This is a genomic window from Prochlorococcus marinus XMU1419, assembly GCF_017695955.1.
GTDB classification, from domain to species: domain Bacteria; phylum Cyanobacteriota; class Cyanobacteriia; order PCC-6307; family Cyanobiaceae; genus Prochlorococcus_A; species Prochlorococcus_A marinus_AD.
On record NZ_JAAORO010000002.1, the window covers coordinates 358,206 to 382,424 of the forward strand.

Consider the following 24,219-nt stretch of genomic DNA (forward strand, 5'->3'; position numbering starts at 1 on the left):
TAATAACTAATCAAATTTATACTTACTTACTTTTTTTTGAATTGTTCAAAAACCAGTTTATTTGATGGACTATTCCTCTCAAAACATTTATTTCATGCATTGATGTATTTGCCCTTAAAATGTATTTCTTGAATTTGCTTATTTTTGCCTTGGAAGTATGTTTTAAGAGATATCCTACTCGCAAAAGCATTTCCTCTGTCTCTATAAATAAATCATGAATTTGTTTTGATGAGGCGAGATTAAAAACTTCTGAATCCTTATTAAAATTTTTTTTTGAGGATTTATTTAATTCATACAAAACTATTGAAACAGCGTGAGAAAGATTTAATGATGGATTATTCTGAGAAGTTGGAATATTAAATGTTTTATTCGCAAGAAGCAATTCACTGTTAGTTAAACCTCTATCTTCTCTGCCAAATATGATTGCTAAATTATTTATCTTTTTAAAAGATAAAATCCAATCAAATATTTCTTCAGAAGATACAAAAAATGAATCTTTATTTACATCAACCCTTCCACAAGATGCAAGAACCAAATCACAATCAAAAATTGCTTTTTGAAGATCATCAAAAATCTTACAATGTTTAAGAATTTTTTGACCTTTAAGAGCCATTTTTTTTGCTTCTAAAGAAAATATGTCGCATTTAGGAGAAACAATTCTTAATTCATCTACTTCAAAATTACTGCATAATCTAGCAACGCTTCCAACATTTAGAGGGCCATTTGGTTCAACTAAAATTACCTTTAAATTAGAAAAATTTTTACCCAAAATCATTCAAGGCTATGAAGATATTTTAATAAATTGGACATGTTTACAGGATCAATTTCAAAACTTGGCATGGGAGGAGTCAGGCCTCCAGTAACTTGTTTTATTATCTCTTTATCATTCAAACGTTGAGTTATTGAGTGTAAGTCTGGTCCCACTAATCCTCTTGCTGTAATTCCATGACATCCAACACAATTTATCTTAAAAAGGGCATCTCCTTTCTCAGCAGAGCCATTAAGCCCAAGAGTTTCAATAATATATTTGTTATTTTCATTATGTTTTACAAAAAATATTGAAAAACAAATCAATAAAACTCCAAATACAACATAAACAATTTTTAAGAATTCTCTCTTTAAGTCTCTTTCTGCTGCAGTTGATGAAGATGTTGACACAAAAAATAGTCTCTATGTAACAATTGTGAGTAAGAAATTCAAAAAAGGCAAAAAAAATGATCGAGCCTCTTCTATGTGGAATTGTTTTAGGTTTAGTTCCAATAACTCTACTTGGATTATTCGTAAGTGCATGGAATCAATACAGAAGAGGTTCAGGGATGCTGGACATTGATTAAAAATGTTAATCTTGACTGCCCATAATTTCTTACATCTATAGTTTCCCACAAATTACTTTTTTTAATAAATAGGTTTGGAGAATGTTCACAAATAATTGTTGAATCTTTTTTTAAAAGATTACAATTAAATAATTGATTTAAAACCAATTCATGGAAATCCACATCGTATGGAGGATCAAGATAAACAAAATCAAATTTTAATTTGTTTAAATCCATATTTCTAGATGATAAGTTTCTCTCATAATTAGGTTTTGTCCATTTCAAAACGTCTTTACAAATAACTTCGATATCATTTCTCCTATTCACTATATTCTCCAACGAGAGTAAATTTTCTAAGCAAATTTTTGAGTTAATTTTGTTTTTTTCAATTGCAACTATTTTGCTTGCCCCGTGATTATATGCTTCACAAGATATTGCTCCTGTTCCACTAAATAAATCTAACCAGTTACTATTTTCAACTCTTTTGTTCAATATATTAAATATGGCCTCTCTCACTCTCAAAGTTGTAGGTCTGGTGTAAGAATTATTTGGACTTTGGAGTTTTTTACCACCTATTAATCTTAAGTTAGTCTTCATCCCTAAGCATCTGTTATTGAATATTACTCAGCCATCTTCTCAAAAGTTTTTCTCCGGTTTTTCCAGATTTTTCTGGATGAAATTGACAGGCCAATAAATTATCATTCTCAATCATCGCAGTTAATTTTTCAGAGCCATAATCAACCTGAGCTGCAATAATATTTAAGTCATCTGGGATTGCATGATAGGAATGTACAAAATAGACCCAATTATTTAATTCTTCAATACCAAATAAAGTATTTTTTTTTGTAGGTAAAAGCTGGCACCAACCCATGTGTGGGATTCTTTGGTTAACAATATTAGGTATTTTTTGTATTTTTCCTTTTAAAATTCCCAGCCCTTGAACTTTTCCTTCATCACTAGATTCAAAAAGGAGTTGAAGACCTAAACAAATCCCAAAAAAGGATTTACCACTTTTAATCCAATTTTTCAAATCAGTTATCAAATCAGTATTTATGAGATTATTCATCGCTGGATCAAATGCTCCAACCCCGGGAAGTATTATCGCCTTACAAAGCTTTGAATCATTAAAGTTATTGATTAATATAATTTCTTCTCCAAGACTTTCTAGAGATTTTGTTACGGAATGAATATTACCCATTCCATAGTCTATTAGTCCAATTTTATGCAAAGCTTTTAAATTTATAAATGCTTAGTTAAAGTGCTAGAAAGTGTTGCTTTTGGTACAGCTCCAACCACAGTATCAACTTTTTGACCTCCTTTAAAGATCATTAAAGTTGGAATACTCCTGATACCATATTGACTTGCAACATTTGGGTTTTCATCTGTATTTAATTTAAAAACTTTAATTTTCCCTTCAAAGTCTTTTGAGATTTCTTCTACAACTGGTGCAACCATTCTACACGGACCGCACCAAGGTGCCCAAAAATCAACCAATACTGGTAGATCACTTTGCAGTACATCCTTGTCAAATGAAGAATCAGTTACGGCTGGAGCTGATGACATAATTTAAGTATTCCTTTTAGAAAAATTTAGCAGGCAATTCTTTTAAGTGATGATTTCATTACAGATAAAATAATATAAGTAACAAAACATCTAAAAAAGCCCGAATAATCGGGCGATTTAGTGTGTGAGGAGTATGGGGTTGCCCCCATCATTCAATAATAACTCCTTATGTGAAATTTGTTTAATTTAATGCTTAATTCTATAGGATTTAATAATTTTGCTCTCAAAAACGCTATTTACCCATGCCAAGCTGCTGAGCTTTTTGATAAACCTTACCCTCTGTAAGAAGGGATGGTGCAATAACTATTTCAACTTCTTGCATTTCTTTAATATTTTTTGCCCCAAGAGTACTCATTGAAGTTCTAATGGCTCCTAATAAGTTATGTGTCCCATCATCAAGTAAGGCAGGGCCTTTAATTATTCTTTCTAAGGATCCTGTTGAACCAACTTCAATTCTTGTGCCCCTAGGCAATACTGGACTTGGAGTAGCCATACCCCAGTGAAATCCTTTACCTGGAGCGTTTGAGGATTTAGCTATTGGGGATCCAATCATTACAGCATCTGCTCCACATGCTAAACATTTACAAATATCTCCACCCGTCACAATCCCTCCATCACCAATAATAGGAATGTAACGACCACTTTCTTTAAAGTAATCATTTCTTGCCGCACTACAATCAGCGATTGCTGTTGCTTGAGGGATTCCAATTCCCAATACTCCTCTTGATGTACATGCCGCTCCAGGTCCTATCCCAACCATTAGTCCTGCAACTCCAGCATCCATGAGAAGTTTTGCAACTTCGTAAGTAACACAATTTCCAGCTACAACTGGGACATTCATAGACTGGCAGAGATCTTTAATATTTAGGGTTTCCTTACCTTCCATACCAAGATGTTCAGTTGAAACAACTGTTCCTTGAAGAAAAAATAAATCTATTTTGGAATTATTAAGTGTTTCTTTAAATTTAATAGCTGCTTGAGGAGTCCCACTAAAAGCAGCGATACCTCCTCCTTCCTTGACCTCATTTATTCTTTGTAAAATCAATCCCTCCTTGACGGGTTCACTATATATCTTTTGCATTAAAGGAACGAAATCATTCTTCCCGACTGATGCTATTTGGTTCAATATTTCATCAGGATTTTCATATCTTGTTTGTATACCCTCCATATTAATAACCCCTATGGAACCTAATTTTGTGAGTTCTACAGCCGTATTGACATCGACAACACTATCCATGGCACTAGCTAGAATCGGAACTTCTCTTTTGATATCACCTATTGACCAAGAAGGATCAGTCAAATCGTAATCAAGTGTTCTTTTACCAGGGACTAAAGCTATTTCATCAATGCCATAAGCCCTTCTGACTTTTTTATTTAAACCAAGTTCAATATTCACGGAATTTTTCTTTCTATTCTGAATAAATTAACAACTAAAGGGGTAATAAGCCAAGGTTTATTCAAAAACAAAAGGTTTTATTTTGATTTGTGTGTAAATGTGAGTATTTGGGAGTTAAATAAATATTTTTTTTTATTCATTATGACAATCAGCGATTATTATTAAAGAAAGGATTTTTATATGTCTGATATTTTAGATTCTGATGACTCAGGATTAAGCGAAGATAACGACCGAATTATTCAGACTGACCTAAGAAACGAGATGTCTCGATCATATCTTGAGTATGCAATGAGCGTTATAGTCGGTCGTGCTCTTCCAGATGCAAGAGATGGATTAAAACCTGTTCATAGAAGAATTCTTTATGCAATGTATGAACTTGGTTTAACTAGCGGTAGGCCATACAGAAAATGTGCAAGAGTTGTCGGAGAAGTACTAGGTAAATACCACCCTCATGGCGATACTGCTGTTTATGATGCTTTGGTTAGGATGGCTCAGGATTTCTCTATGAGGATGCCACTAATAGATGGTCATGGGAACTTTGGTTCTGTTGATAACGATCCCCCAGCAGCAATGAGATATACAGAATCTCGTTTACAGTCTCTTACAGATGAAAGTTTATTAGAGGATATTGAATCTGAAACTGTAGATTTCGCCGATAATTTTGACGGTTCTCAGCAAGAACCAACAGTTTTACCTGCTAGGATTCCTCAACTACTACTTAATGGATCATCTGGAATAGCAGTAGGAATGGCAACTAATATTCCACCTCATAACTTAGGGGAATTAATAAATGGTCTTAAATCAATCATCAATAACCCTTCGATTGAAGATAGAGAACTTTTTGAAATAATTAAGGGTCCTGATTTTCCCACAGGTGGTCAAATCTTAGGCAGAGATGGTATTAGAGAAACTTTCAAGACAGGGAGGGGTTCAATAACAATGAGAGGTGTAGCAAATATTGAGCAAATTAAATCCAGTGGTAGAGCAGAAAAAGATGCAGTAATAATTACAGAGCTCCCATTTCAAACAAATAAGGCTGCATTGATAGAAAGAATTGCTGACTTGGTTAATGAAAAAAAATTAGAAGGAATTTCTGATATTAGAGATGAAAGTGATAGAGACGGAATGAGGATTGTTATTGAACTAAAAAGGGATGCCTACCCACAAGTAGTTTTAAATAATTTATTTAAGTTAACACCTCTGCAAAATAACTTTAGTGCAAATATCCTTGCTTTAGTAAAAGGAGAGCCCACAACACTATCACTCAGGAAAATGTTAGATGTATTTCTAGACTTCAGAGTGGAGACAATTAGGCGAAGAACAGGATTTTTATTAAAAAAGGCTGAAGAAAGGGATCACATAGTACAAGGTCTTTTATTAGCGTTGGGTTCTATGGATGAGATTATTAATCTAATAAGATCAGCAAAAGATACAGTTTCAGCTAGAGAAAAATTACAAACTGATCATGAGTTATCTTCCACACAGGCTGATGCAATTCTACAAATGCAATTAAGAAGATTAACTGCCCTTGAAGCAGATAAAATCAAAGGAGAACATAATGAATTAACCCGAAAAATTAACGAATATCAGCAGATATTGAATAGTAAAGAAAGAATTTTTGAAATTATTCTTGAAGAAATTAATAAAATCGATGAAAGATTTTCTTCTCCTAGGAAAACAGAAATACTTGATTTAGGCGGCGGATTAGATGATATTGATCTCATAGCAAATGACAGATCTGTAGTTCTATTAACTGAAGCAGGTTATTTAAAAAGAATGCCTGTAAACGATTTTGAATCTACTAGTCGTGGTTCAAGGGGTAAAGCTGGCACAAAAACTAAAGAAGATGATGATGTGAAATTATTTATAAGCTGTAACGATCATGATACTCTTTTGCTTTTCAGTGATAGAGGAGTAGCTTATGCTCTCCCAGCATATAGAGTTCCTATGAGTAGCAGAACAGCAAAAGGAACTCCATCAGTTCAACTTCTCCCAATTCCAAGAGAAGAAAAAATAACTTCGCTAGTTGCTGTGGATTCTTTTGTTGACGATCGTTATTTATTAATGCTAACTAAAGCTGGCTTTATAAAAAGAACTGCACTTTCCGCTTTCTCAAAAATTCGCTCAAATGGACTAATAGCAATTAATCTTGAGGATGGAGATGCCCTAACTTGGGTCAGATTATCAAAAGAAGGTGATAGTGTAATGATTGGATCTAAATCAGGAATGGCGATTCATTTCAGACTAGATATCAATGAATTAAGACCACTTGGTAGAACAGCAAGAGGGGTTAAATCAATGAACTTGAGAGAAGGCGACAATTTAGTTTCTATGGATGTTTTAACATCTAATTTGGTTGATCAATTGGCTAAAATAGAGGATCTCACAGAGGATCTTGATGATAATAATGAGGAAAACTCTTCAGATGGTCCATGGGTATTAATAGCCAGTGCATTTGGACTAGGGAAGAGAGTACCTGTAGCTCAGTTTAGATTACAAAAAAGAGCAGGCATGGGTTTGAGAGCAATAAAATTTAGAATTAAAGATGATCAGCTAGTTTGTTTGAAGGTCCTTGGCGAGGGAGAAGAATTACTACTTGTGACCGAAAAAGGCGTAATAGTAAGAACAAACGCAGATAAAATCTCTCAGCAATCTAGAGCAGCTACAGGAGTGAAATTGCAAAGATTAGATGACGGTGACCGTTTATCTGAAGTTGTATTGGTACCTCATGAACAAATAGAGGAAAAAGACCAACATAGCTCAGTTGAACAAAATTAAAAACCTTATGGTTAGCCAAATAATATGGAAATAATTGATATTTTAATTTTAGGTTCAGGTCCTGCAGCATTATGTTTAGCTGCAGAATTAGCCAAGCAAAATCTAAATATTAAGGGTATATCAACAAAATCTCCAAATGAAAAATGGGAGAATACATATGGTATTTGGGCATCTGAATTAGAAGAATTAGGGTTAGAGTCCTTATTATCTCACCGATGGTGTGAAACAGTTAGTTTTTTTGGAGATGGGGAAAATAAAAAAGGGGATACTCCAACAAAACACAACTACGACTATGGTTTAATAAATCAAGAGGCCTTTCAAAATGAGCTTTTAAAAAAATGTAAAGGTATTGAATGGTTGAATGAAACAGCAAAAGATATTAAAGAAAAAAATAAACTATCTGAGGTAATTTGTTTTTCAGGTCTCAAAATAAAGGCGAGATTAGTTATTGACGCAAGTGGTCATAAAAGTAATTTTGTACAAAGACCATTTCAAAATGAAATAGCTCAACAAGCTGCTTACGGAATTGTAGGTAAATTTACATCACCACCTGTTAATAAAGAACAATTCGTTCTAATGGATTTTCGTCCAAATCATTTAAATAATGAAGAAAAGTCATCATCTCCTTCCTTTCTTTATGCGATGGATCTTGGTAACGACACTTTTTTTGTTGAAGAAACTTCATTAGCTAGTTATCCTGCATTATCCCAAGAAAATCTTAAAAAAAGACTTTATAAAAGACTGAATAGTAAGGGTATTGAAGTAAGTGAAATTTTTCATGAAGAGAATTGCCTTTTCCCTATGAATTTACCCCTCCCATTTAAAAAACAATTTGTACTTGGTTTCGGAGGGGCTGCAAGTATGGTTCATCCTGCATCAGGATACATGGTTGGATCTTTATTAAGAAGAGCTCCATTACTTGCAAAAAAATTAGCAATCTTTTTAAAAGAACCTCATCTAAGTTCACTAGATTTAGCTTCAAAAGGGTGGGAAATCCTATGGCCTTACGAACTAACACAAAGGCATAAACTTTACCAATACGGTCTGAGAAGATTGATGAGTTTTGACGAAAGTAGGTTAAGAAGCTTTTTCTCAAATTTCTTTAGATTATCAACCAATGAATGGGTAGGTTTTCTTACTAATACACTTCCACTTCCAAAACTAATTTACGTGATGAGTAAGATGTTTATAAATTCACCTCTAAAAGTAAAACTTGGAATGCTCAAGTTAAATTAGTATTTTTATTTCCGCCAATCATCAATATCTATATTTGGGAAGACTTTATCCTCTTCCTCAATATCTTCAAGAAATCTTAGATCTACATTAGAATGATTTTTAATCATTTCAACCAATTTCCAGAACCTAAATAAGTGTCTTTCTATTCTCTCTTTTGCGAGCTCAGTTGTGGTTCCAGCTCTTAGGATAAAACTCCAATCAGAAGACTCAGAAAGAAGTAGTTCTCTTGCAGCTTGCTTGAAGAGCCTTAGAGATAAATCATTATTAAAATTTACCAAGCACAAATCTACAAATGTTGATCCTGCCTTTGTAATTTCTGGAACGATCCATGCATTTGCATCATTAATCCAGTAATTATGGTAACCACCTTGCCCCCAGCTTGATGGCGATGGATCACAAATCTGAAGATTTGGTTTTTGCATTAAGAATTCTTTTAAATTAGTAAGCTTAATTGAATATTTACTAGAGTTCTTTAGTATATTTTCAATAAAAAAAGGTCCCTCATACCACCAATGACCAAATAACTCTGCATCAAATGGAGCTACCAATAAAGGCTTAAAGGAAGATGATAAAGTCAATTTTTCTAGTTGTTTGGATCTCGCTTGAAGATAGGCATCAGCATGTTCTACTGCCTTATTTTTGGCTTCATTTTCAAGGTAAAACTCTTTTTTTCCTAAAGAAATGTTTTCATCTGTAATCTTATGAAACTTTAAACCCAAAGGTCTTTTTGTTGAAATACCCTTCTTTTGGAGCTTGGAGATAGGTAATTCCCACCCCAAATCTTTATGAAATTCCCTGTATACTTTGTCGCCCGGGAATCCATCCTTAGCAGACCAAACGGGTAAGGTTGACTCACTATCTCTCCCGAAAAATGCCACTCCTTTTTTCGAGCATATTGGAGCATATACACCATACCTAGGCCTTGGCGATGAGTTTAGAATCCCGTGTCCGTCTAAGATTGTATATCTAATTCCAGAATTAAATAGTATTTCATCTAAACCCTCATAATATGCACATTCAGGTAACCAAATACCTAAAGGCTTGGTTTCAAAAAAATTTTCATGGCTCCTAATGGCTGTATTAATTTGTCCTTTAATAGTTTCAGGATTCTCCCTTAGAATTGGCAAATATCCATGAGTAGCAGCACAAGTGAGAATATCCAAATTTCCAGAGTTATTAAATACCCTAAACTTCTCAATTAAATTTCCAGAACAATTTTGCCAATAGAGGTATTTATCATTAAGATTTTTCGTTAAAAATGCAGAGGCATTTTTTTCTTCTAGTGGCAGTTCGTTTAGGAAATCATTCCTTGTTTTAATCCAGCTTGGGAAAGTTTCTTGAATTTGTTTATTATTTAGAAGCGATAATAATGTTGGAGACAAACTAATAGTAAGTTTTGTATTTTCAGAATTTTCATTTTTGGAAGATTCTATTGATTGAAGTAGTGGTATATAACATTCCAGTATCGCCTGAAATAACCAATCCTCTTCTAAGGAGTTTTTTTCATTTTTTCTGACATAAGGTAGATGAGCATGTAAAACTATCGCTAACTGACCTAAAACATTTTTTTGCGGATATCGCCCATTCATACTTTTTATAATTTATGCCTAAAATTCTATAAAAATCAAACTTAACCTTTTATAAAAGGAAGCTTTTATCCTAAAAGAATACTTTAATAATTAAAGTATTTCATTTTTTTATTCAGAATTTTAACCAATATTGTTTAAGTTATGAATTTGCAGCAAAATCTTTTTGAACTATATCTAGTCAATTTTTTTTAATTAGCTTAATATAAGGCTATATTATTTCATCTTATGTCAAAAGATCCTGGAAGAATTTTGATATTTGATACAACTCTTCGAGATGGAGAGCAATCTCCTGGTGCGAGTTTAAATCTTGAAGAAAAACTTGCTATAGCTCATCAATTAGCAAGATTAGGGGTTGATGTCATTGAGGCTGGATTCCCTTTCGCAAGTCCAGGAGATTTTAAAGCTGTTAATAAAATTGCCAATGCCGTAGGGAAAGAACATGGGCCAACAATATGCGGTTTAGCTAGAGCATCAAAAGGAGATATAAAAGCATGTTACGAAGCAGTAAGTCCAGCTCCCAAGAAAAGAATTCATACTTTTATTGCTACAAGTGATATCCATCTTAAACATAAACTTAAAAAATCTAGAAAAGATGTTCTTCAAATAGTTCCAGCAATGGTTAATTATGCAAAATCATTGGTAGATGATATTGAGTTTTCTTGTGAAGATGCCTCGAGGAGTGATCCTGATTTTTTATACGAAGTGATTCAACTAGCAATTTCTGCAGGAGCGACAACAATAAATATCCCCGATACTGTTGGATTTACAACTCCTAGTGAATTTGGCAAACTAATTGCAGATATAAATAAAAATGTTCCAAATATTGATGAAGCAGTAATCTCGGTTCATGGTCATAATGATTTAGGTTTAGCAGTTGCCAATTTTCTTGAGGCAGTAAAAAATGGAGCAAGACAATTAGAATGTACTATTAATGGAATTGGAGAAAGAGCTGGAAATGCTTCTTTAGAAGAATTAGTGATGGCATTGCATGTTAGGAAAAGTTTTTTTAATAGTTTTTTCAAAAGAAACCACGATTCACCAACTCCTCTTACGGCTATAAGAACTGAAGAGATAACAAAAACCTCAAGGCTTGTTTCCAACTTAACTGGAATGACTGTACAACCTAATAAAGCAATTGTAGGAGCCAACGCATTTGCCCATGAGTCAGGAATTCATCAGGATGGAGTATTAAAAAATAGACTCACTTACGAAATTATCGATGCCAAAACCGTCGGTTTGAGTGATAACAAAATATCTTTGGGAAAACTTAGTGGAAGAAGTGCAGTAAGAGCAAGATTAGAAGAAATGGGATATGACTTGAGTAGGGAAGACTTAAATGATGCTTTTGCTCGTTTTAAGGATTTAGCTGACAGGAAAAGAGAAATTACTGATAGAGATTTAGAAGCAATTGTAAGTGAACAAGTTCAGCTTCCAGAAGCTAAATTTCAATTAAGTCTGGTACAAGTAAGTTGCGGTAATGAATCTAAACCTACAGCCACCATAACTCTTCTAAACACAGAAGATAACACGGAGGATACAGCCGTGGCACTTGGTACTGGACCTGTTGATGCAGTGTGTGAGGCTCTTAATGCACTAGCAAAGGTCCCTAATGAGTTAATAGAGTTTTCAGTAAAATCAGTGACAGAAGGTATTGATGCACTAGGTGAAGTAACAATAAGAATAAGAAGGGATAATAAGATATATTCTGGTCATTCTGCTGACACGGATGTTGTTGTTGCGGCTGCTAATGCTTACGTTAATGCCTTAAATAGGCTTGTATTTTCTGAGAAAAAAAGTTCAATCCACCCACAGTTTGATAATTTAGAAAGTTCTGAGAAAGAAATTTCAATTTAATCATTTAAATTTAATTATTTCATAGGATTATTAAATGATCTTAAAATAAGCCCCGTAATACTGTAGATTTATCTAATAGTTAAAGCAGTAAATAATGAGAGAAAGGTTACTTGGATATTGGGCACTTTCATGGGTTGGGTTAATCAGCAATATAATCGCTCTTCCAATAATCGCAGTAATAATAAGTTTTGGACCTCCACTAAAAGTAGCAAACATTACTCTTGCCATAAGCCTTGGCTGGCCTGCTGCGATAGTTGGAATAGTTTCTTCAGCAGCTCTTTTAGCAGAGAGGAAATGGGGAGTAACCTTAACTTTAGTATCTCTATCAATGGTAATTTCAGGAATGGGTCCTTATGCAATAGTAAGGCTTATAACTCTTCAAGACATTTTTGGAATTGGTGGATTTACACTTTTAACAACATTATTAAGCACTTTAGCTCTTGTATATTGGTGTAATCCAAAACATCGAAGAAGTATAAGACTATAGAAAATAAAGTCAATTAAGAAAAAGTATTATTCTTTGTTGTTGGGTACTGAATTCTTCTATGTCTAATTCTTTTCCAAACATTCAAGAACGCCCTTTTTATTAAAAAAATTTCTCCCTGCGATAAATTACTATCCTCTAGTTGGCCATCTTTTTTTCGTGAGTAAATAATTTTAGATATTGTTTCAAAAGCTTCATTATCAGATGCATTAATATTCATAGCTCTTAGTGCTGCTTCACATCCATCAGCAAGCATTAAAATAGCTGTCTCTTTTGACTGAGGAATAGGCCCTTTGTATCTAAAGTCCTCTTCGTTGATCTTAAGATTTTTTTCTTGAGCTTTATGAAAAAAATATCCCATTTTTAGAGTGCCTTGATGTTCTGGAATAAAATTGGCTATTGGTATAGGTAGTCGATTTTTTCTTGCAAACTTTAATCCTTCATCAACATGGGCCTGTAATACTTCTGCACTTTTAGCAGGATCATCTATTTCGTCATGTGGATTCTTTGAACCATCCTGATTTTCAATAAACCAATTAGGAGCATGTAATTTACCAACATCATGATATAAAGCTCCAGTTTTAATAAGATCAATGTCACCACCAATCATTCTTGTTGCTTCCTCTGCCAAACCACATATCAGTAAAGTATGCTCAAACGTACCAGGAGCTTCAAGAGACAATCTTCTGATTAGAGGTTTCTCTTTATCTGCTAATTCAAGTAATCTTGCTTTAGTTAATAATCCAAATATCGATTCAAAAATAGGAATAAATAAAATAGTAAAAAGCATTACTATTGCCAATAACAAGGAATCAGAAAATATATCCCCGTTTGCAAAAACAAAATTTTGCTTATTAATAAGTGATATCTTATCTTTTCCTATCAATATCCATTGACTCAAGAACGACCCGATAGGAACAAAAATTGATAGTTGAAGTAACTGAGCTCTACTTCTTATTCTCCCTCCAAGTAGAGATACTACTGAGGCACATACTAATAAAATAAAAAATAGATTATTATTTATAGCAACTGCTGGGTCTGGCCAACTAAGGCTTGCTATTGATACCCAAGCTAAAGCTGTTATACTTCCCATTCCTTGAGATATTATTAACGCCGGTGGAATTATCATAGACAATGGACTTATGGTTGAAGCTAAGGTAAATTTCGTTACTTGTACTGCTAAAAGAAGAGTAATGATCAAGATGATCTGTCTTGAAGAAATTGTGGGGTTCTCTTTTTTTGAAACTAATATCAAAATTCCGGAACTAATAAGTATTTCAGTAAAGGTTAAAAACCAAGAAAAAATATCTGCGAAATTTAAAGGCGAGAAAAGAAGTAGTTTATATGAAGAAATTATTGAAATTAAAATGCATAATAAAAAAATTATGAGATTATCTATTCTTGAAATCTTAGTTGGTTGTTTCAATGGAACTTGACTTCGCCTCCACAGATAAAATAATTTCTTTAAGGTAGTTGTGATGTTTTGCACAGAATATAAATAAATCTATTTGAATAATTTAAAATTATAGGCATGCTAGGTGTAAAAAGGAGATGTTTTTCTAAATGTCATTAAAATTAGACGGCAAAAAATTATCCCTTGAAATTGAAGAAAGATTAAATGACTATATCTCTAGTAATAAAAAATTTGCGAAAAGAGCTCCCGGTTTAGCTGTAATAAGAATAGGTGATGATCCTGCAAGTGGGGTTTACGTTAATAACAAGGAAAAAGCATGTTCAAGGATTGGAATAAAGAGCTTTATCTTTCATCTAAGAGATAGTGTAGAGCAAAAAGAAGTTGAACAATTAATAACCAAACTTAATTCTGATAATGATATTGATGGCATGTTGCTACAACTTCCCATCCCTAAAAAGTTTGATGAGCAGAAACTTATCAGCCATATTAATCCGAGCAAAGATGTAGATGGATTAAATGAGATAAACATAGGCAAATTAGTGAAAAATGAGCCTGCGATGAGATCATGCACACCTGCAGGAATTATTAATTTATTAAGATCCCAAAATATTACAATTGAAGGCAAGAAAATTGTTGTTATTGGGAGAAGTTTGCTTGTTGGGAAACCACTATCACTTATGTTATTAAATTTAAATGGCACTGTAACAATGACTCATTCAAAAACTTTGAATTTGAATAAAGTCTGTAGAGAAGCCGATATCCTAATTGCGGCTGCAGGAAAACCCAATCTTGTAGATTCGAGTTTTGTGAAAGAAGGAGCAGTAATTATTGATGTTGGAATACATAGATTAAAAAGTTCCGATAAAAATCAAACCAGATTATGTGGCGATGTATTATTAGAAGATGTCATTTCTAAAGTATTTGCTTACACACCTGTACCAGGAGGTGTTGGACCAATGACAGTAACAATGTTACTTGTAAATACTATTTTTAGCTGGCAAAAACAATTTGGTTTATCATCAAATCTTAATGACCTTTTGCCATAAACTCTACGATGAAAAAAATTTTTACTAAAGATAAAAAATGACTGAAGTTATAAATAATATTTCTGATTTTGAAAAGTATCTTAAAAACACAAAAAAAGTTGTAGAAGAGGCACTTGATTTTTCATTGGGCCCTGAGAATCCAGAAACTTTAAGAGAATCAATGAGATATTCCCTTTTAGCTGGAGGGAAAAGAATACGTCCAATTTTATGTTTAGCATCTTGCTCACTGGCTGGAGGAGATCCCTCTCTTGCTGTTCCTACTGCAGTAGCGATAGAAATGATCCATACAATGTCCTTGATTCATGATGATCTGCCCGCTATGGATAATGATGACTTGAGGAGAGGTAGGCCGACAAATCATAAAGTATATGGAGATGCAATAGCTATTCTTGCAGGTGATGCTTTATTAACAAGGGCCTTTGAAATGGTCTCTTTAAGAAGCCCTGGGGTTGATCCAAAAAGATTATTAAATGTAGTTGGCGAATTATCCCTAGTTGCTGGTGCACCAGGCCTGGTTGGGGGACAAGTTGTTGATTTAGAATGCGAAGGTAAAGAAGTCGACCTTAAAACTCTCGAATATATTCATCTTCATAAGACTGGGGCTTTATTAAAGGCTTGCGTAAGAACAGGCGCGATGATCGCAGGTGCAAACGAAAAACTATTACAAGCCCTAACAACATATGCAGAGGGAATTGGTTTAGCATTCCAAATAATAGATGATATTCTTGATTTAACTTCCAGCAGTGAAAAGCTTGGTAAAACTGCCGGCAAAGATCTTTTAGCTGACAAAACTACTTACCCTAAATTACTTGGGATGGAGGAGTCAAAGAAAAGAGCATTTGATTTGGTTGAAAAAGCAAAAAAAGCAATTAAACCCTGGGGTCCAGATGCAAAATATCTTTTATCTCTAGCCGACTTTATTACAAATAGAGACAGATAAATAGTTTAATTTATGTCTGAGTTTTTTGCCTTTTTTAACAATTCAGTTCTTTTCTGGAGTTTATTATCATGTTTACTTGCTCAATTTTTTAAAATCATATTCAATTTTTTATCAAATGGAGAGATAAGATTTGGGATTATGTTTGAGACTGGTGGTATGCCTTCAAGTCATTCCGCATTAATAACTGGTGCTACATCTGGTATAGGTTATGAATTGGGATTTGATAGTTCAATATTTGCATTATCAGTTGCTGTAGCACTAATAGTTATGTATGACGCTAGTGGTGTTCGAAAATCAGCTGGGGTTCAAGCTGCAGAAATCAATAAACTATCAAAAAAACTAGATCCTAAATCTGAATTACTTTTAAAAGAAACCTTGGGCCATACAAAAATTGAAGTCATAGTGGGAAGTTTTTTAGGACCATTAATTACTTTGCCTGGTATGTTTTTTTTAGGTTCACCTCTAAAAATATTTGATTTGATAATAAATTAAGAATCCTTTTAGAAACTAATTTGGGTTGCATCTATAAAGTTTTTTGCGACTTTTGGAGAACTTGGCAAATGTAAGTGAATCCAACTTGCATGCAATTTTTGATCAAAAAAACCTTCATTTTTATATTCAGTTTCCCAAGATTTAATTTTCCATGGGGAAGAAATTTTTTTCTGATGCTCAGCTTTTCTTAAATCAAGTTCAGATAAATTATTTTCAATTTCCCAATAATGAAATTCATGTCCTCTAATTAATTGATTTTGTCTAATTATCGGAGTGTCTTTTAGACCTTCAATGTATCTATAACCTACTGTAAGCTTACTTTTTTTTGATCTAAAAGGCAGGATACCACTCATTTTATGATTATTACCACTTTCATCTTTTATAAAGTCTCCTAAAATCATCATCCCTCCGCACTCAGCATATATAAATCCATTTTCGCGGAATTTCCTTAACGAATTTAAGCTTTTTTTAGAGTTACTTATATGCTCAGCATATTTTTCAGGGAACCCCCCAGGAATAATTAAAGAAGAAGCCTCGTTAGGTATTTCTTCATCATCATAAATACTCCATGAAATCAATGGGATACCTACGTCACTCAAAAACTCCTTAGTTTCAGGGTATTGAAAATGAAAGATTTGATCTTCTGCAATTGCAATAGGTTTACTTTTTTCAATTATAAAATCTTCAAAACTGGCAGAATTAAACATTTTCTTTTGAGGAGATTTCAGGAATTTAATAAGAGAAAATAAATCAAGATTTCTTTCGGCGTAATTTGCAAAATATTCAACATCAATTTGTTTCCCATTATCCAATGGGGAAATCAAACCTAAATTAGATTTGTTTAAAGTTATTCTTGAATCAGAGGGTAAAAAACCAAGAATTTCGATATCTTCATTTTTAAAAACTTCTTCAATTAATTTTTTATGTCTATCTGAATTAACGTTATTAAATATAATCCCAGCTATTGACAATTCACTATCAAAATCTTTAAAACCTCGAACAGTCGCTAAAAGAGAAGCTACTTGACCTCTAGCATTAACAATAAAAATTACTGGAGCATTGAGAAGTTTAGATATATTTGCTGTGCTGGAATAGGTTGTTGCTCCTAAACCATCAAATAGACCCATTGCTCCTTCAATTAATGAGAATTCATATTTCAAAGAATGTTTAAAAAAACTTTCTTGAACCCATTCCTCACCATTTAAAAAAATATCTAAATTCCTACAAATAGGTTGGCCAATGGAGCTAAGTTGTTGTTGGTCAAGATAATCTGGGCCAACCTTGAAAGTTTGTATTTTTATACCTTTTGAGAACGCCCAACAAGATATCAAAAGGGATAATGTAGTTTTCCCACTATCAGTTGAAGGAGAAGATATTACACAAGGCATTTATTAGTTTTTAAAACCATTAAATATTTGAAGTGCTATTTTAATAGAATTTTCAAAAAGAGGGCTTGTATTACCTCTACTACTACCCAATAATTTACTAACGTCATACTCTGATGAAGAAAAAGAATTTGGAACAACTTGCTCAATTAATTCCATATTAGCCATTCCCCCTGCTTCAAGTCTCATACATTCCACTGATTCACAGCCAAGTATTACACAAGTGTTATTTTTTTGAACCTCACTAATTCTTGAAATCAACCTCAATCCAATAACTTGTCCTGAATGAATACTTGGATTCCCCAAAGATAAGGGATTAATTGACGCAGAAATTATTTCGCCATTAATTCTTTTAAACTCTATTTTTGTTGACTCTGTATCCCTTTCAACTCTTAGAAAAGACCAACCAAGTTTATCGCTAATCCATGAGATCAAAAACAAAGCTTGAATCATATGATCCCCTGCGATATCAATATCAACATCAGTAATATGATCTAAGATTGGTCTCCTCGAAGGCGGATCAAAAATCATTGCCAATGATTCTCTCCAATTTTTCAACCTAACCCAATTCAAATCATTAATAGCTTTTTCTGAATTATTTAATTGATCTAAAACTTTTAAACATCTGTATGGCGATCCAAGAGCAGTGTCAATTATTAACCTTAGACCATAATTAGTAAAATATTCGAAGATTTCAGTTGATTCATCCAAGCTTCCATTCCACCACAACCATGAAGGCAATTCATCAATAGATAATTCATCAATTATTTTTAATCCTTTATTGGATATTGAGGCTGAGTCTCCCCTAATAACGACTAAATCCCCACAGATAGGCTGCATAGCTGGAGTATCACTTAATGGACAGTAAGCGGATACAAAAGTTTTGATATCTGAATTTTTATTTAACGTTGGCGCTAGAGTTATTAATCTTCTTGGATTCAATGTACTTATTGATGATTCAAAAAATTGTCCTCTAAAGTCTTCAAAGTCTTTATTAGATAAATTTTCCTTCAATAAATTCAACAATTCTTCACTATTAAGGGATGTAGTGATTGGGAGTCCCTGATCTAATATGAACTTTTTAGCAACTTCAATTATCTCAGGACTTAAATTTCCAGTAATTGGTCCATTTACTAATCCTTTTTGAACCAAACATTGTTCTAGCCAGGCAGGCTGCCAGACCATTAGTGTAAAAGTATTAGCTCCAGTATTATTATTATCTTCTGAAACCCATAATTTATTAAGGTAATTAGAAATCTCCTCATAAGGCAGCTCTAACGGGGTTTGGAGTGTAAGTTGAGGTTTCATTTTTAAGGTCTACGCCAGAAAATATTATCTTTTGAGAGTAATTGATCAGATTCAGGAGGTCCCCACGTCATAGATTCATAATTATAAATAGGCAACTTCCAAGGAGAATTATCCATCAATTCTATTAATGGCGTGTAAAGTTTCCAGGCTGCCTCTACTTCATCGCTTCGAGTAAATAAAGTTGGGTCAGAAAGCATTGCATCCGCTAATAATCTTACATAGCCTTCATCTGATGGTTCTCCAAATGATTCATCATAAGAAAATTCCATTTCAACAGGTCTTGATTTCATTCCAGAACCAGGAGATTTTACCTCAAACTTGAAAGTCGCCCCTTCATTTGGCTGAATTCTAAGAATAAGTTGATTTGGGGCAGGATTTATTATTGTTGATTCAAATAAATGGACAGGAACGTCTTTAAAAGTCAAGACTATTTCTCCAAGTCTTTTAGGTAGTCTTTTCCCTGTTCTCAAATAAAATGGAACACCTTGCCAACGCCAGTTATCAACAAAAACTTTAGTCGCGATATAAGTTTCTGTTGTGCTATTGGAATTAACACCATCTTCATGCCTATATCCTTTGAGTCGATTTGAAATATTCCCTCCCTCTCCATATTGACCTCTTATGCAACAATTCCACGGTTCATTTTCGTCAGCAAGTTTTGAAGCTTGAAGAACCTTAGCTTTTTCATTTCTTATTGCTTCTGGCTCAAACTTCCCAGGAGGTTCCATAGCAGTAACAGCAAGCATTTGGGTCATATGGTTTTGAAGCATATCCCTTAAAGCACCTGAGCTTTCGTAATAACCTGCTCTATCTTCAATACCCACTGTTTCTGATGAAGTAATTTGAACACTTGATATATAATTTCTATTCCAGATTGGTTCAAAAATAGTGTTAGCAAACCTCAAAACAAGAATATTTTGAACTGTCTCTTTACCTAAATAATGATCAATCCTATAAATCTGACTTTCTTCAGCACAACTTTGAACTATCTTATTCAATTTTTTTGCACTTGAATAATCTCTCCCAAAAGGTTTTTCAATCACTAAACGACTTTTCTTAGGGTCATCTAAAAGGCCAGCTTCTTTAAGAGCTTTACATCCACTTGCATAGAAATTCGGAGATACTGATAAATAAAATGTTCTATTACCATGAGTAGCTTGTTTTTTATCAATTTCATTTAATCTTTTAGAAAGCCTTACGACATGATCACTTTGTTGTAAGTCAACAGGTTCGTAGAAAAGATAATTAGAAAATTGTTCCCACTCCCTTTCTTTACCAGATATTTGATTGGATAGCTTTACTTTCATCTTGTCCCTAAACTCATAATCAGTCCAAGGTCTTCTCGCACAACCAACTATTGCAAATTCACTAGGAATTCTTCTTTGCAAATAGAGTTCAAATAATGCTGGTATTAATTTTCTATGAGTAAGATCTCCACTAGCACCAAATATTACTAAGCATTGTGGAGATATGACTCTTTCTTGCCGTAAACCTAATCTTAGAGGATTACTTAAAGTTGAAGGCATATTTTTCGTATTCTTTTTTTAAAATCCTCTTTTTTTCTAATATTAGCTACATATTGTGTCTAAACCAAAAAGTATTTAATACATGCAACTTAAATCTAACTAAAAAGATTTAGTAGGTTTCTACGTGCCATCTTCCTGCTTTTTTTAGTTGAGGTCTTAATTCTGACCAATTCAAACCTTTTTCTTCTGCGGCTTTAGTCATTGCCTCATCTATTCCAGGCTCCATACCTTTTAATCCACAAAGATATATATGTGTCTTTTCATCTTCAATCATATTGAAAAGTTCGTTGGCTGACTCTAGAACTCTGTCTTGAATGTACATTCTTCCACCTTTTGTATTTTGCTGCTCACGACTAATAGCTTTTGTATATTTAAAGTTATCTGGATTATCAGTAAGGTATCTTTGAAGATCTTCTTCGTATAACAAATTAGCTGATTTTGGAGCACCCATAAATAACCAAGCTTTGCCCTTGAAATTCCATTTATTTTTTTCTTTTTCAGTTGGTTCAAACATTCTTCTTAAATAAGCCCTCATTGGTGCTATTCCAGTTCCTGTGGCCAACATAACAATGTTTGAGTCCTCTTCGTCAGGGAGAAGCATTTCTTTACCTACAGGCCCAGTTATTTTTACTTTATCTCCAGGCTTAATATCGCATAAGTATGTAGAACAGACACCATTAATGGTTTCACCATCTTTTTCATACTGAAGCTGTCTTACACAAAGAGAAACTGTATTTCCATTAAAGTTATCGCCATGTCTTGTACTAGCAATTGAGTAAAGTCTTAACTTATGAGGTTTTCCATTAGCATCTTCACCAGCAGGCATGATACCAATACTTTGACCTTCAACGTAATTTAAAAATGGATCACTATCTTTAAGATCGAAAGTTATATGATTAACCCTACCAATTGCTCCTTCTTTAAGAAGACTATAGTTTTCAATCACAGTTCCTTCATATGGCGTTTTGGGCCTATAAATATTTACGGGGACATCTGCATGTTTTTTCTTAACTACTTTCGGAGCTTCTGCTTTTGTAGCTTCTGTTTTTGGAGCTTCTGTTTTTGAAACAGTCACTTTATTAGGTTCCACAGCTTTTGCCTCAGGTTTTTTTGTTTTAGATTCTTCAACAAATTTTAAAGCTCTCTTATTAAAAGTTGTGAGTATAAAATAAAAAACAGCTATTACTACTGGTATATGTGCTAATCCGCCTGCGATTACTTTTGCTTGTGAATACATTTTTAAGATTTCTTTTATAAAAGATTATCAATTTGTAGTTTAATTTGTAGTGATTTCACAAAAATGGTTACGTTTTGAGATCGGAATAATTTAATAAAATTATTTTTATTTTTCAGTATTTATTGTTTTTATCGGTATAGTTACACAAAAATAATTTTTTATCTTATTAAAAAATTCATTTATGAATAATCCTCAAGAATCAGTAGATCATTCTAAAAGCAATGACTACAGGACAATTGAGCAAACAATGGAAAAGCTTTCTGGCGGAACAAGAAGACTTGCAGCTCAACTTACAACTTCTGCGAGCTTTGATTCTTTGTGGAATGTTTTAACAGATTATGATCGACTAAATCTTTACATACCAAATTTACTTTCAAGCAAAAAAATATATCGTAAGGACAACAATGTTCACCTTAAGCAAGTTGGTGCCCAGGATTTTCTTGGTATGAAATTTTCAGCTGAAGTAACTATTGATTTATTTGAAGATAAGGAGCTTGGCCTTTTAAAATTCAATTTGATTAAAGGAGATTTCAGAAAATTTGAAGGTAGTTGGAAAATTCAAAATATTAAAAATACTTCCAAAAATTCATTAATTTACGATCTCACTGTTCAAGGATGTCAGTGGATGCCTATAGGAATGATAGAGAAAAGATTAAAAAAAGATCTTTCAGAAAATTTGCTTGCCGTAGATAAGCAAGCAAAATTATCCTTCAATTAATTGAAATTTTAAAATAATAGCCCCAAGGGGATTCGAACCCCTGTCGCCTCCGTGAAAGGGAGGTGTCCTAGGCCTCTAGACGATGGGGCCAGGAAATAAGCATAACAGCTTATTTAAAAATTAAGAGTAAGGCTAGCCTTTCGTCAAGTATTGTTGCTCTTTGTCTTGTCCTTGCCACACAGGAACAGTAAAATGAAAGCACGAACCGACACCAACTTCAGATACAACCCATATTCTCCCCCCATGAACTTGTACTATTCTCCTACAAACAGATAATCCTATACCAAAGCCTGAAGTCCCTTCAGAAGTCTGTGGGAGTCTAACTCTATCCAGAAAAATTCTTTTTTGCTCACTCAATGGAATCCCTGCACCTTTGTCACAAATTGTTATTTCTACCCACTGGTTTGTCTTATGAATCATTGTAATTTTAATAGACCCAGAATCTTCAGAAAATTTAACAGCATTTTCAATTAAATTTAAAAATACTTGCCTCATTCTTCGTTGATCTGCGAATACACTTGGGAGATCAGATGGGATATCAGTATCTATTTCAATATTTCTTAATCTCCAGAATTTTTCTAATTCTAGTATTACCTCAGCACTAATATTACCTAAATCAATTTTCTGAGGATTAAATAAAGCTTCCCATTTTGTTGTTCCGACCTCCAAAAGGTCCTGAGATAAGAGTTCAATCTCTTCGAGACGTCTTTTAATTACCTCTTGTAATTTTGCAATATCTATTTGTCCAAGTTTTTGACTTTGTACTGCTAATGTAGCTGCGGTCAATGGAGTCCTTAATTCATGCGCCACCATTCTCAATAATCTTTCCTGAGATTCTATTCTTTTTGTTAATGTCTCATTTTCTTGTCTTAAAACAAGAAGTTCGTCTTCCAAAAGAAATTCTTTTTGAGTTCTTATTGAATCAATTTTGGATGGCTGCAAATTAATACCTAGATTTTTCGTTAAGCCCTCTTGTTTCCACCTTGGCAACCATTTCTGCAACTGAGAGAAAATATTACTTCCAGCAAATATTTGCTTTGGAGCTGGGGAGACTTTTATAAGAGCAGGGATAGCAACTAATCTATGTAATTCGAGTAATTCTGGCTGTTCTGTAGGTTCAGAGATCTGAAGAGATATCTCAAATTCACAATCATCAGATTCTAAATACGCAATAAGAGACTTAATATCATTGCTGGAAAGCTGATTTCTAGCTGCTATCAGTATTAATTTTAGCTCTTTTTTATCATTCAAATGATTTCCCCTGAAGTGTTGAAAAGCTGTTAATCCTTATAAACACATTAAGATATTTATATTTATTCTACAGATAAGCTATGAAATACATAGGACAAATTTATATATGGTTGCTATTAATCAAAAGAAAATTCTAAATTCTGGGAATAACAACTCCCCAGATATTAGCTTAAATAGTAATTTAAAAAGATGGTTTTCTAGAAATATTGGTTTGTGGAAATCTAATAGAACATATTTTCTTGATGAAGAGCAAAAAACTTATAACCTATGCATGAATATAAATATACAAGCTCTTGAGAATGAATCCGAATGGGAGTCTCACTATAAATTCACCTGGTATCCAGAAAAAAAATATAATTTTTTTGAGGCGAATCCCCAATATAAAGAACGTGGAGAAATGCATGCATTCTTAAGAGGACACCAACTTATAAGAGAAAATTTTTACTTAAGTAATGAGGAGGGAATTTCAAACATTAAGCAAGTTGATGAACACGAAATGATTTTTGAATCCTCTTATGCAAATTGGTATATTCTTGAACATACAAGACTAGTAGATTCAGATAACTATAGATTCAGGGTTATATATTCATGGAACAAAAATAAGTTAAAAATAGTTGAGAATCATCACGAAATAAAAATTATTAAGTAAGTTCTTACTATCTACTTAAGTTAAAAATAAAAATGTTATC

The 24,219-nt window shown here is 33.3% G+C and carries 24 protein-coding genes and 1 tRNA gene; 11 read left to right on the plus strand and 14 right to left on the minus strand.

Annotated features, from left to right (window positions below; genetic code table 11):
- Positions 1-22 precede the first annotated feature (22 nt).
- On the minus strand, positions 23-775 hold the full coding sequence (locus HA151_RS05685; protein WP_209106507.1) for an RNA methyltransferase: 753 nt from the start codon (positions 773-775) through the stop codon (positions 23-25).
- Positions 772-1,158 carry a cytochrome c gene (locus tag HA151_RS05690; protein ID WP_348535619.1) on the minus strand — a complete coding sequence of 129 codons (387 nt, stop codon included), beginning with the start codon at positions 1,156-1,158 and terminating at the stop codon, positions 772-774. The genes HA151_RS05685 and HA151_RS05690 overlap by 4 nt, the downstream gene beginning before the upstream one ends.
- A 56-nt stretch (positions 1,159-1,214) precedes the next feature.
- On the opposite strand from HA151_RS05690, the gene petG reads away from it, so the two are divergent.
- Positions 1,215-1,334: a cytochrome b6-f complex subunit V gene (gene petG / locus HA151_RS05695; RefSeq protein WP_011376619.1), complete on the plus strand. Its 120-nt coding sequence runs from the start codon at positions 1,215-1,217 to the stop codon at positions 1,332-1,334.
- Here the strand turns inward: petG and rsmD are convergent.
- The 4 genes from rsmD to HA151_RS05715 form a co-directional block, all read right to left on the minus strand.
- Positions 1,311-1,910, minus strand: coding sequence for a 16S rRNA (guanine(966)-N(2))-methyltransferase RsmD (gene rsmD / locus HA151_RS05700; protein ID WP_209106508.1), 600 nt, complete (start codon positions 1,908-1,910; stop codon positions 1,311-1,313). The genes petG and rsmD overlap by 24 nt on opposite strands.
- A gap of 13 nt (positions 1,911-1,923) precedes the next feature.
- Positions 1,924-2,541 (minus strand): imidazole glycerol phosphate synthase subunit HisH, encoded by a 618-nt coding sequence (gene hisH / locus HA151_RS05705; RefSeq protein WP_209106509.1) that lies wholly within the window; start codon positions 2,539-2,541, stop codon positions 1,924-1,926.
- Positions 2,542-2,552: 11 nt separating this feature from the next.
- Positions 2,553-2,876 carry a thioredoxin gene (trxA, locus tag HA151_RS05710; RefSeq protein ID WP_011376622.1) on the minus strand — a complete coding sequence of 108 codons (324 nt, stop codon included), beginning with the start codon at positions 2,874-2,876 and terminating at the stop codon, positions 2,553-2,555.
- 232 nt (positions 2,877-3,108) lie between these two features.
- Positions 3,109-4,272, minus strand: coding sequence for a GuaB3 family IMP dehydrogenase-related protein (locus HA151_RS05715; protein WP_209106510.1), 1,164 nt, complete (start codon positions 4,270-4,272; stop codon positions 3,109-3,111).
- A 180-nt stretch (positions 4,273-4,452) separates the two neighbouring features.
- On the opposite strand from HA151_RS05715, the gene gyrA reads away from it, so the two are divergent.
- The gene (gyrA, locus tag HA151_RS05720) at positions 4,453-7,050 is read left to right on the plus strand and encodes a DNA gyrase subunit A (protein ID WP_209106511.1); all 2,598 of its coding nucleotides are present in this window, start codon (positions 4,453-4,455) and stop codon (positions 7,048-7,050) included.
- Between the two features lie 24 nt (positions 7,051-7,074).
- Entirely contained in the window at positions 7,075-8,286 is a 1,212-nt protein-coding gene (crtL, locus tag HA151_RS05725; RefSeq protein ID WP_209106512.1) for a lycopene beta cyclase, read from the plus strand.
- Positions 8,287-8,291: 5 nt separating this feature from the next.
- Here crtL and HA151_RS05730 read toward each other — a convergent pair whose 3' ends face one another.
- The gene (locus HA151_RS05730) at positions 8,292-9,875 is read right to left on the minus strand and encodes a glycoside hydrolase family 57 protein (RefSeq protein WP_209106513.1); all 1,584 of its coding nucleotides are present in this window, start codon (positions 9,873-9,875) and stop codon (positions 8,292-8,294) included.
- A gap of 225 nt (positions 9,876-10,100) precedes the next feature.
- On the opposite strand from HA151_RS05730, the gene HA151_RS05735 reads away from it, so the two are divergent.
- Together HA151_RS05735 and HA151_RS05740 are read left to right on the plus strand one after the other, a co-directional pair.
- Positions 10,101-11,729 (plus strand): 2-isopropylmalate synthase, encoded by a 1,629-nt coding sequence (locus tag HA151_RS05735; protein ID WP_209106514.1) that lies wholly within the window; start codon positions 10,101-10,103, stop codon positions 11,727-11,729.
- Between the two features lie 94 nt (positions 11,730-11,823).
- On the plus strand, positions 11,824-12,216 hold the full coding sequence (locus HA151_RS05740; RefSeq protein WP_209106515.1) for a hypothetical protein: 393 nt from the start codon (positions 11,824-11,826) through the stop codon (positions 12,214-12,216).
- Between the two features lie 13 nt (positions 12,217-12,229).
- Here HA151_RS05740 and HA151_RS05745 read toward each other — a convergent pair whose 3' ends face one another.
- Entirely contained in the window at positions 12,230-13,468 is a 1,239-nt protein-coding gene (locus tag HA151_RS05745; protein WP_245151616.1) for an HDIG domain-containing metalloprotein, read from the minus strand.
- Between HA151_RS05745 and HA151_RS09310 the strand changes: the two genes are divergently transcribed.
- The 4 genes from HA151_RS09310 (at position 13,356) to HA151_RS05760 (ending at position 16,105) form a co-directional block, all read left to right on the plus strand.
- Positions 13,356-13,649: a hypothetical protein gene (locus tag HA151_RS09310; RefSeq protein WP_245151617.1), complete on the plus strand. Its 294-nt coding sequence runs from the start codon at positions 13,356-13,358 to the stop codon at positions 13,647-13,649. The two genes, HA151_RS05745 and HA151_RS09310, sit on opposite strands and share 113 nt — an antisense overlap.
- A 127-nt stretch (positions 13,650-13,776) precedes the next feature.
- On the plus strand, positions 13,777-14,673 hold the full coding sequence (gene folD, locus HA151_RS05750; RefSeq protein WP_209106517.1) for a bifunctional methylenetetrahydrofolate dehydrogenase/methenyltetrahydrofolate cyclohydrolase FolD: 897 nt from the start codon (positions 13,777-13,779) through the stop codon (positions 14,671-14,673).
- Positions 14,674-14,710: 37 nt separating this feature from the next.
- The gene (gene crtE / locus HA151_RS05755; protein WP_209106518.1) at positions 14,711-15,613 is read left to right on the plus strand and encodes a geranylgeranyl diphosphate synthase CrtE; all 903 of its coding nucleotides are present in this window, start codon (positions 14,711-14,713) and stop codon (positions 15,611-15,613) included.
- Positions 15,614-15,625: 12 nt separating this feature from the next.
- Positions 15,626-16,105, plus strand: coding sequence for a divergent PAP2 family protein (locus HA151_RS05760; protein WP_209106520.1), 480 nt, complete (start codon positions 15,626-15,628; stop codon positions 16,103-16,105).
- Positions 16,106-16,113: 8 nt separating this feature from the next.
- On the opposite strand, the gene HA151_RS05765 is transcribed toward HA151_RS05760, so the two are convergent.
- The 4 genes from HA151_RS05765 to HA151_RS05780 all read right to left on the minus strand — a co-directional run bounded on the left by HA151_RS05765 (position 16,114) and on the right by HA151_RS05780 (position 21,561).
- Positions 16,114-17,493, minus strand: coding sequence for a cobyrinate a,c-diamide synthase (locus tag HA151_RS05765; RefSeq protein WP_209106521.1), 1,380 nt, complete (start codon positions 17,491-17,493; stop codon positions 16,114-16,116).
- 3 nt (positions 17,494-17,496) lie between these two features.
- Complete coding sequence (locus HA151_RS05770) at positions 17,497-18,798, minus strand: glucose-6-phosphate dehydrogenase assembly protein OpcA (protein WP_209106523.1); 1,302 nt, start codon at positions 18,796-18,798, stop codon at positions 17,497-17,499.
- 2 nt (positions 18,799-18,800) lie between these two features.
- A complete protein-coding gene (gene zwf / locus HA151_RS05775) occupies positions 18,801-20,324 on the minus strand; it encodes a glucose-6-phosphate dehydrogenase (protein WP_209106525.1) in 1,524 nt (507 codons plus the stop codon).
- Between the two features lie 109 nt (positions 20,325-20,433).
- Complete coding sequence (locus tag HA151_RS05780; RefSeq protein ID WP_209106527.1) at positions 20,434-21,561, minus strand: FAD-binding oxidoreductase; 1,128 nt, start codon at positions 21,559-21,561, stop codon at positions 20,434-20,436.
- 181 nt (positions 21,562-21,742) lie between these two features.
- Between HA151_RS05780 and HA151_RS05785 the strand changes: the two genes are divergently transcribed.
- Positions 21,743-22,279 (plus strand): SRPBCC family protein, encoded by a 537-nt coding sequence (locus HA151_RS05785; protein WP_209106529.1) that lies wholly within the window; start codon positions 21,743-21,745, stop codon positions 22,277-22,279.
- 17 nt (positions 22,280-22,296) lie between these two features.
- On the opposite strand, the gene HA151_RS05790 is transcribed toward HA151_RS05785, so the two are convergent.
- Positions 22,297-22,369, minus strand: a tRNA-Glu gene (locus HA151_RS05790).
- A gap of 42 nt (positions 22,370-22,411) precedes the next feature.
- Entirely contained in the window at positions 22,412-23,530 is a 1,119-nt protein-coding gene (locus tag HA151_RS05795) for a histidine kinase (protein ID WP_209106531.1), read from the minus strand.
- Between the two features lie 106 nt (positions 23,531-23,636).
- On the opposite strand from HA151_RS05795, the gene HA151_RS05800 reads away from it, so the two are divergent.
- Positions 23,637-24,179: a hypothetical protein gene (locus tag HA151_RS05800; protein ID WP_209106533.1), complete on the plus strand. Its 543-nt coding sequence runs from the start codon at positions 23,637-23,639 to the stop codon at positions 24,177-24,179.
- Positions 24,180-24,219: the final 40 nt, after the last annotated feature.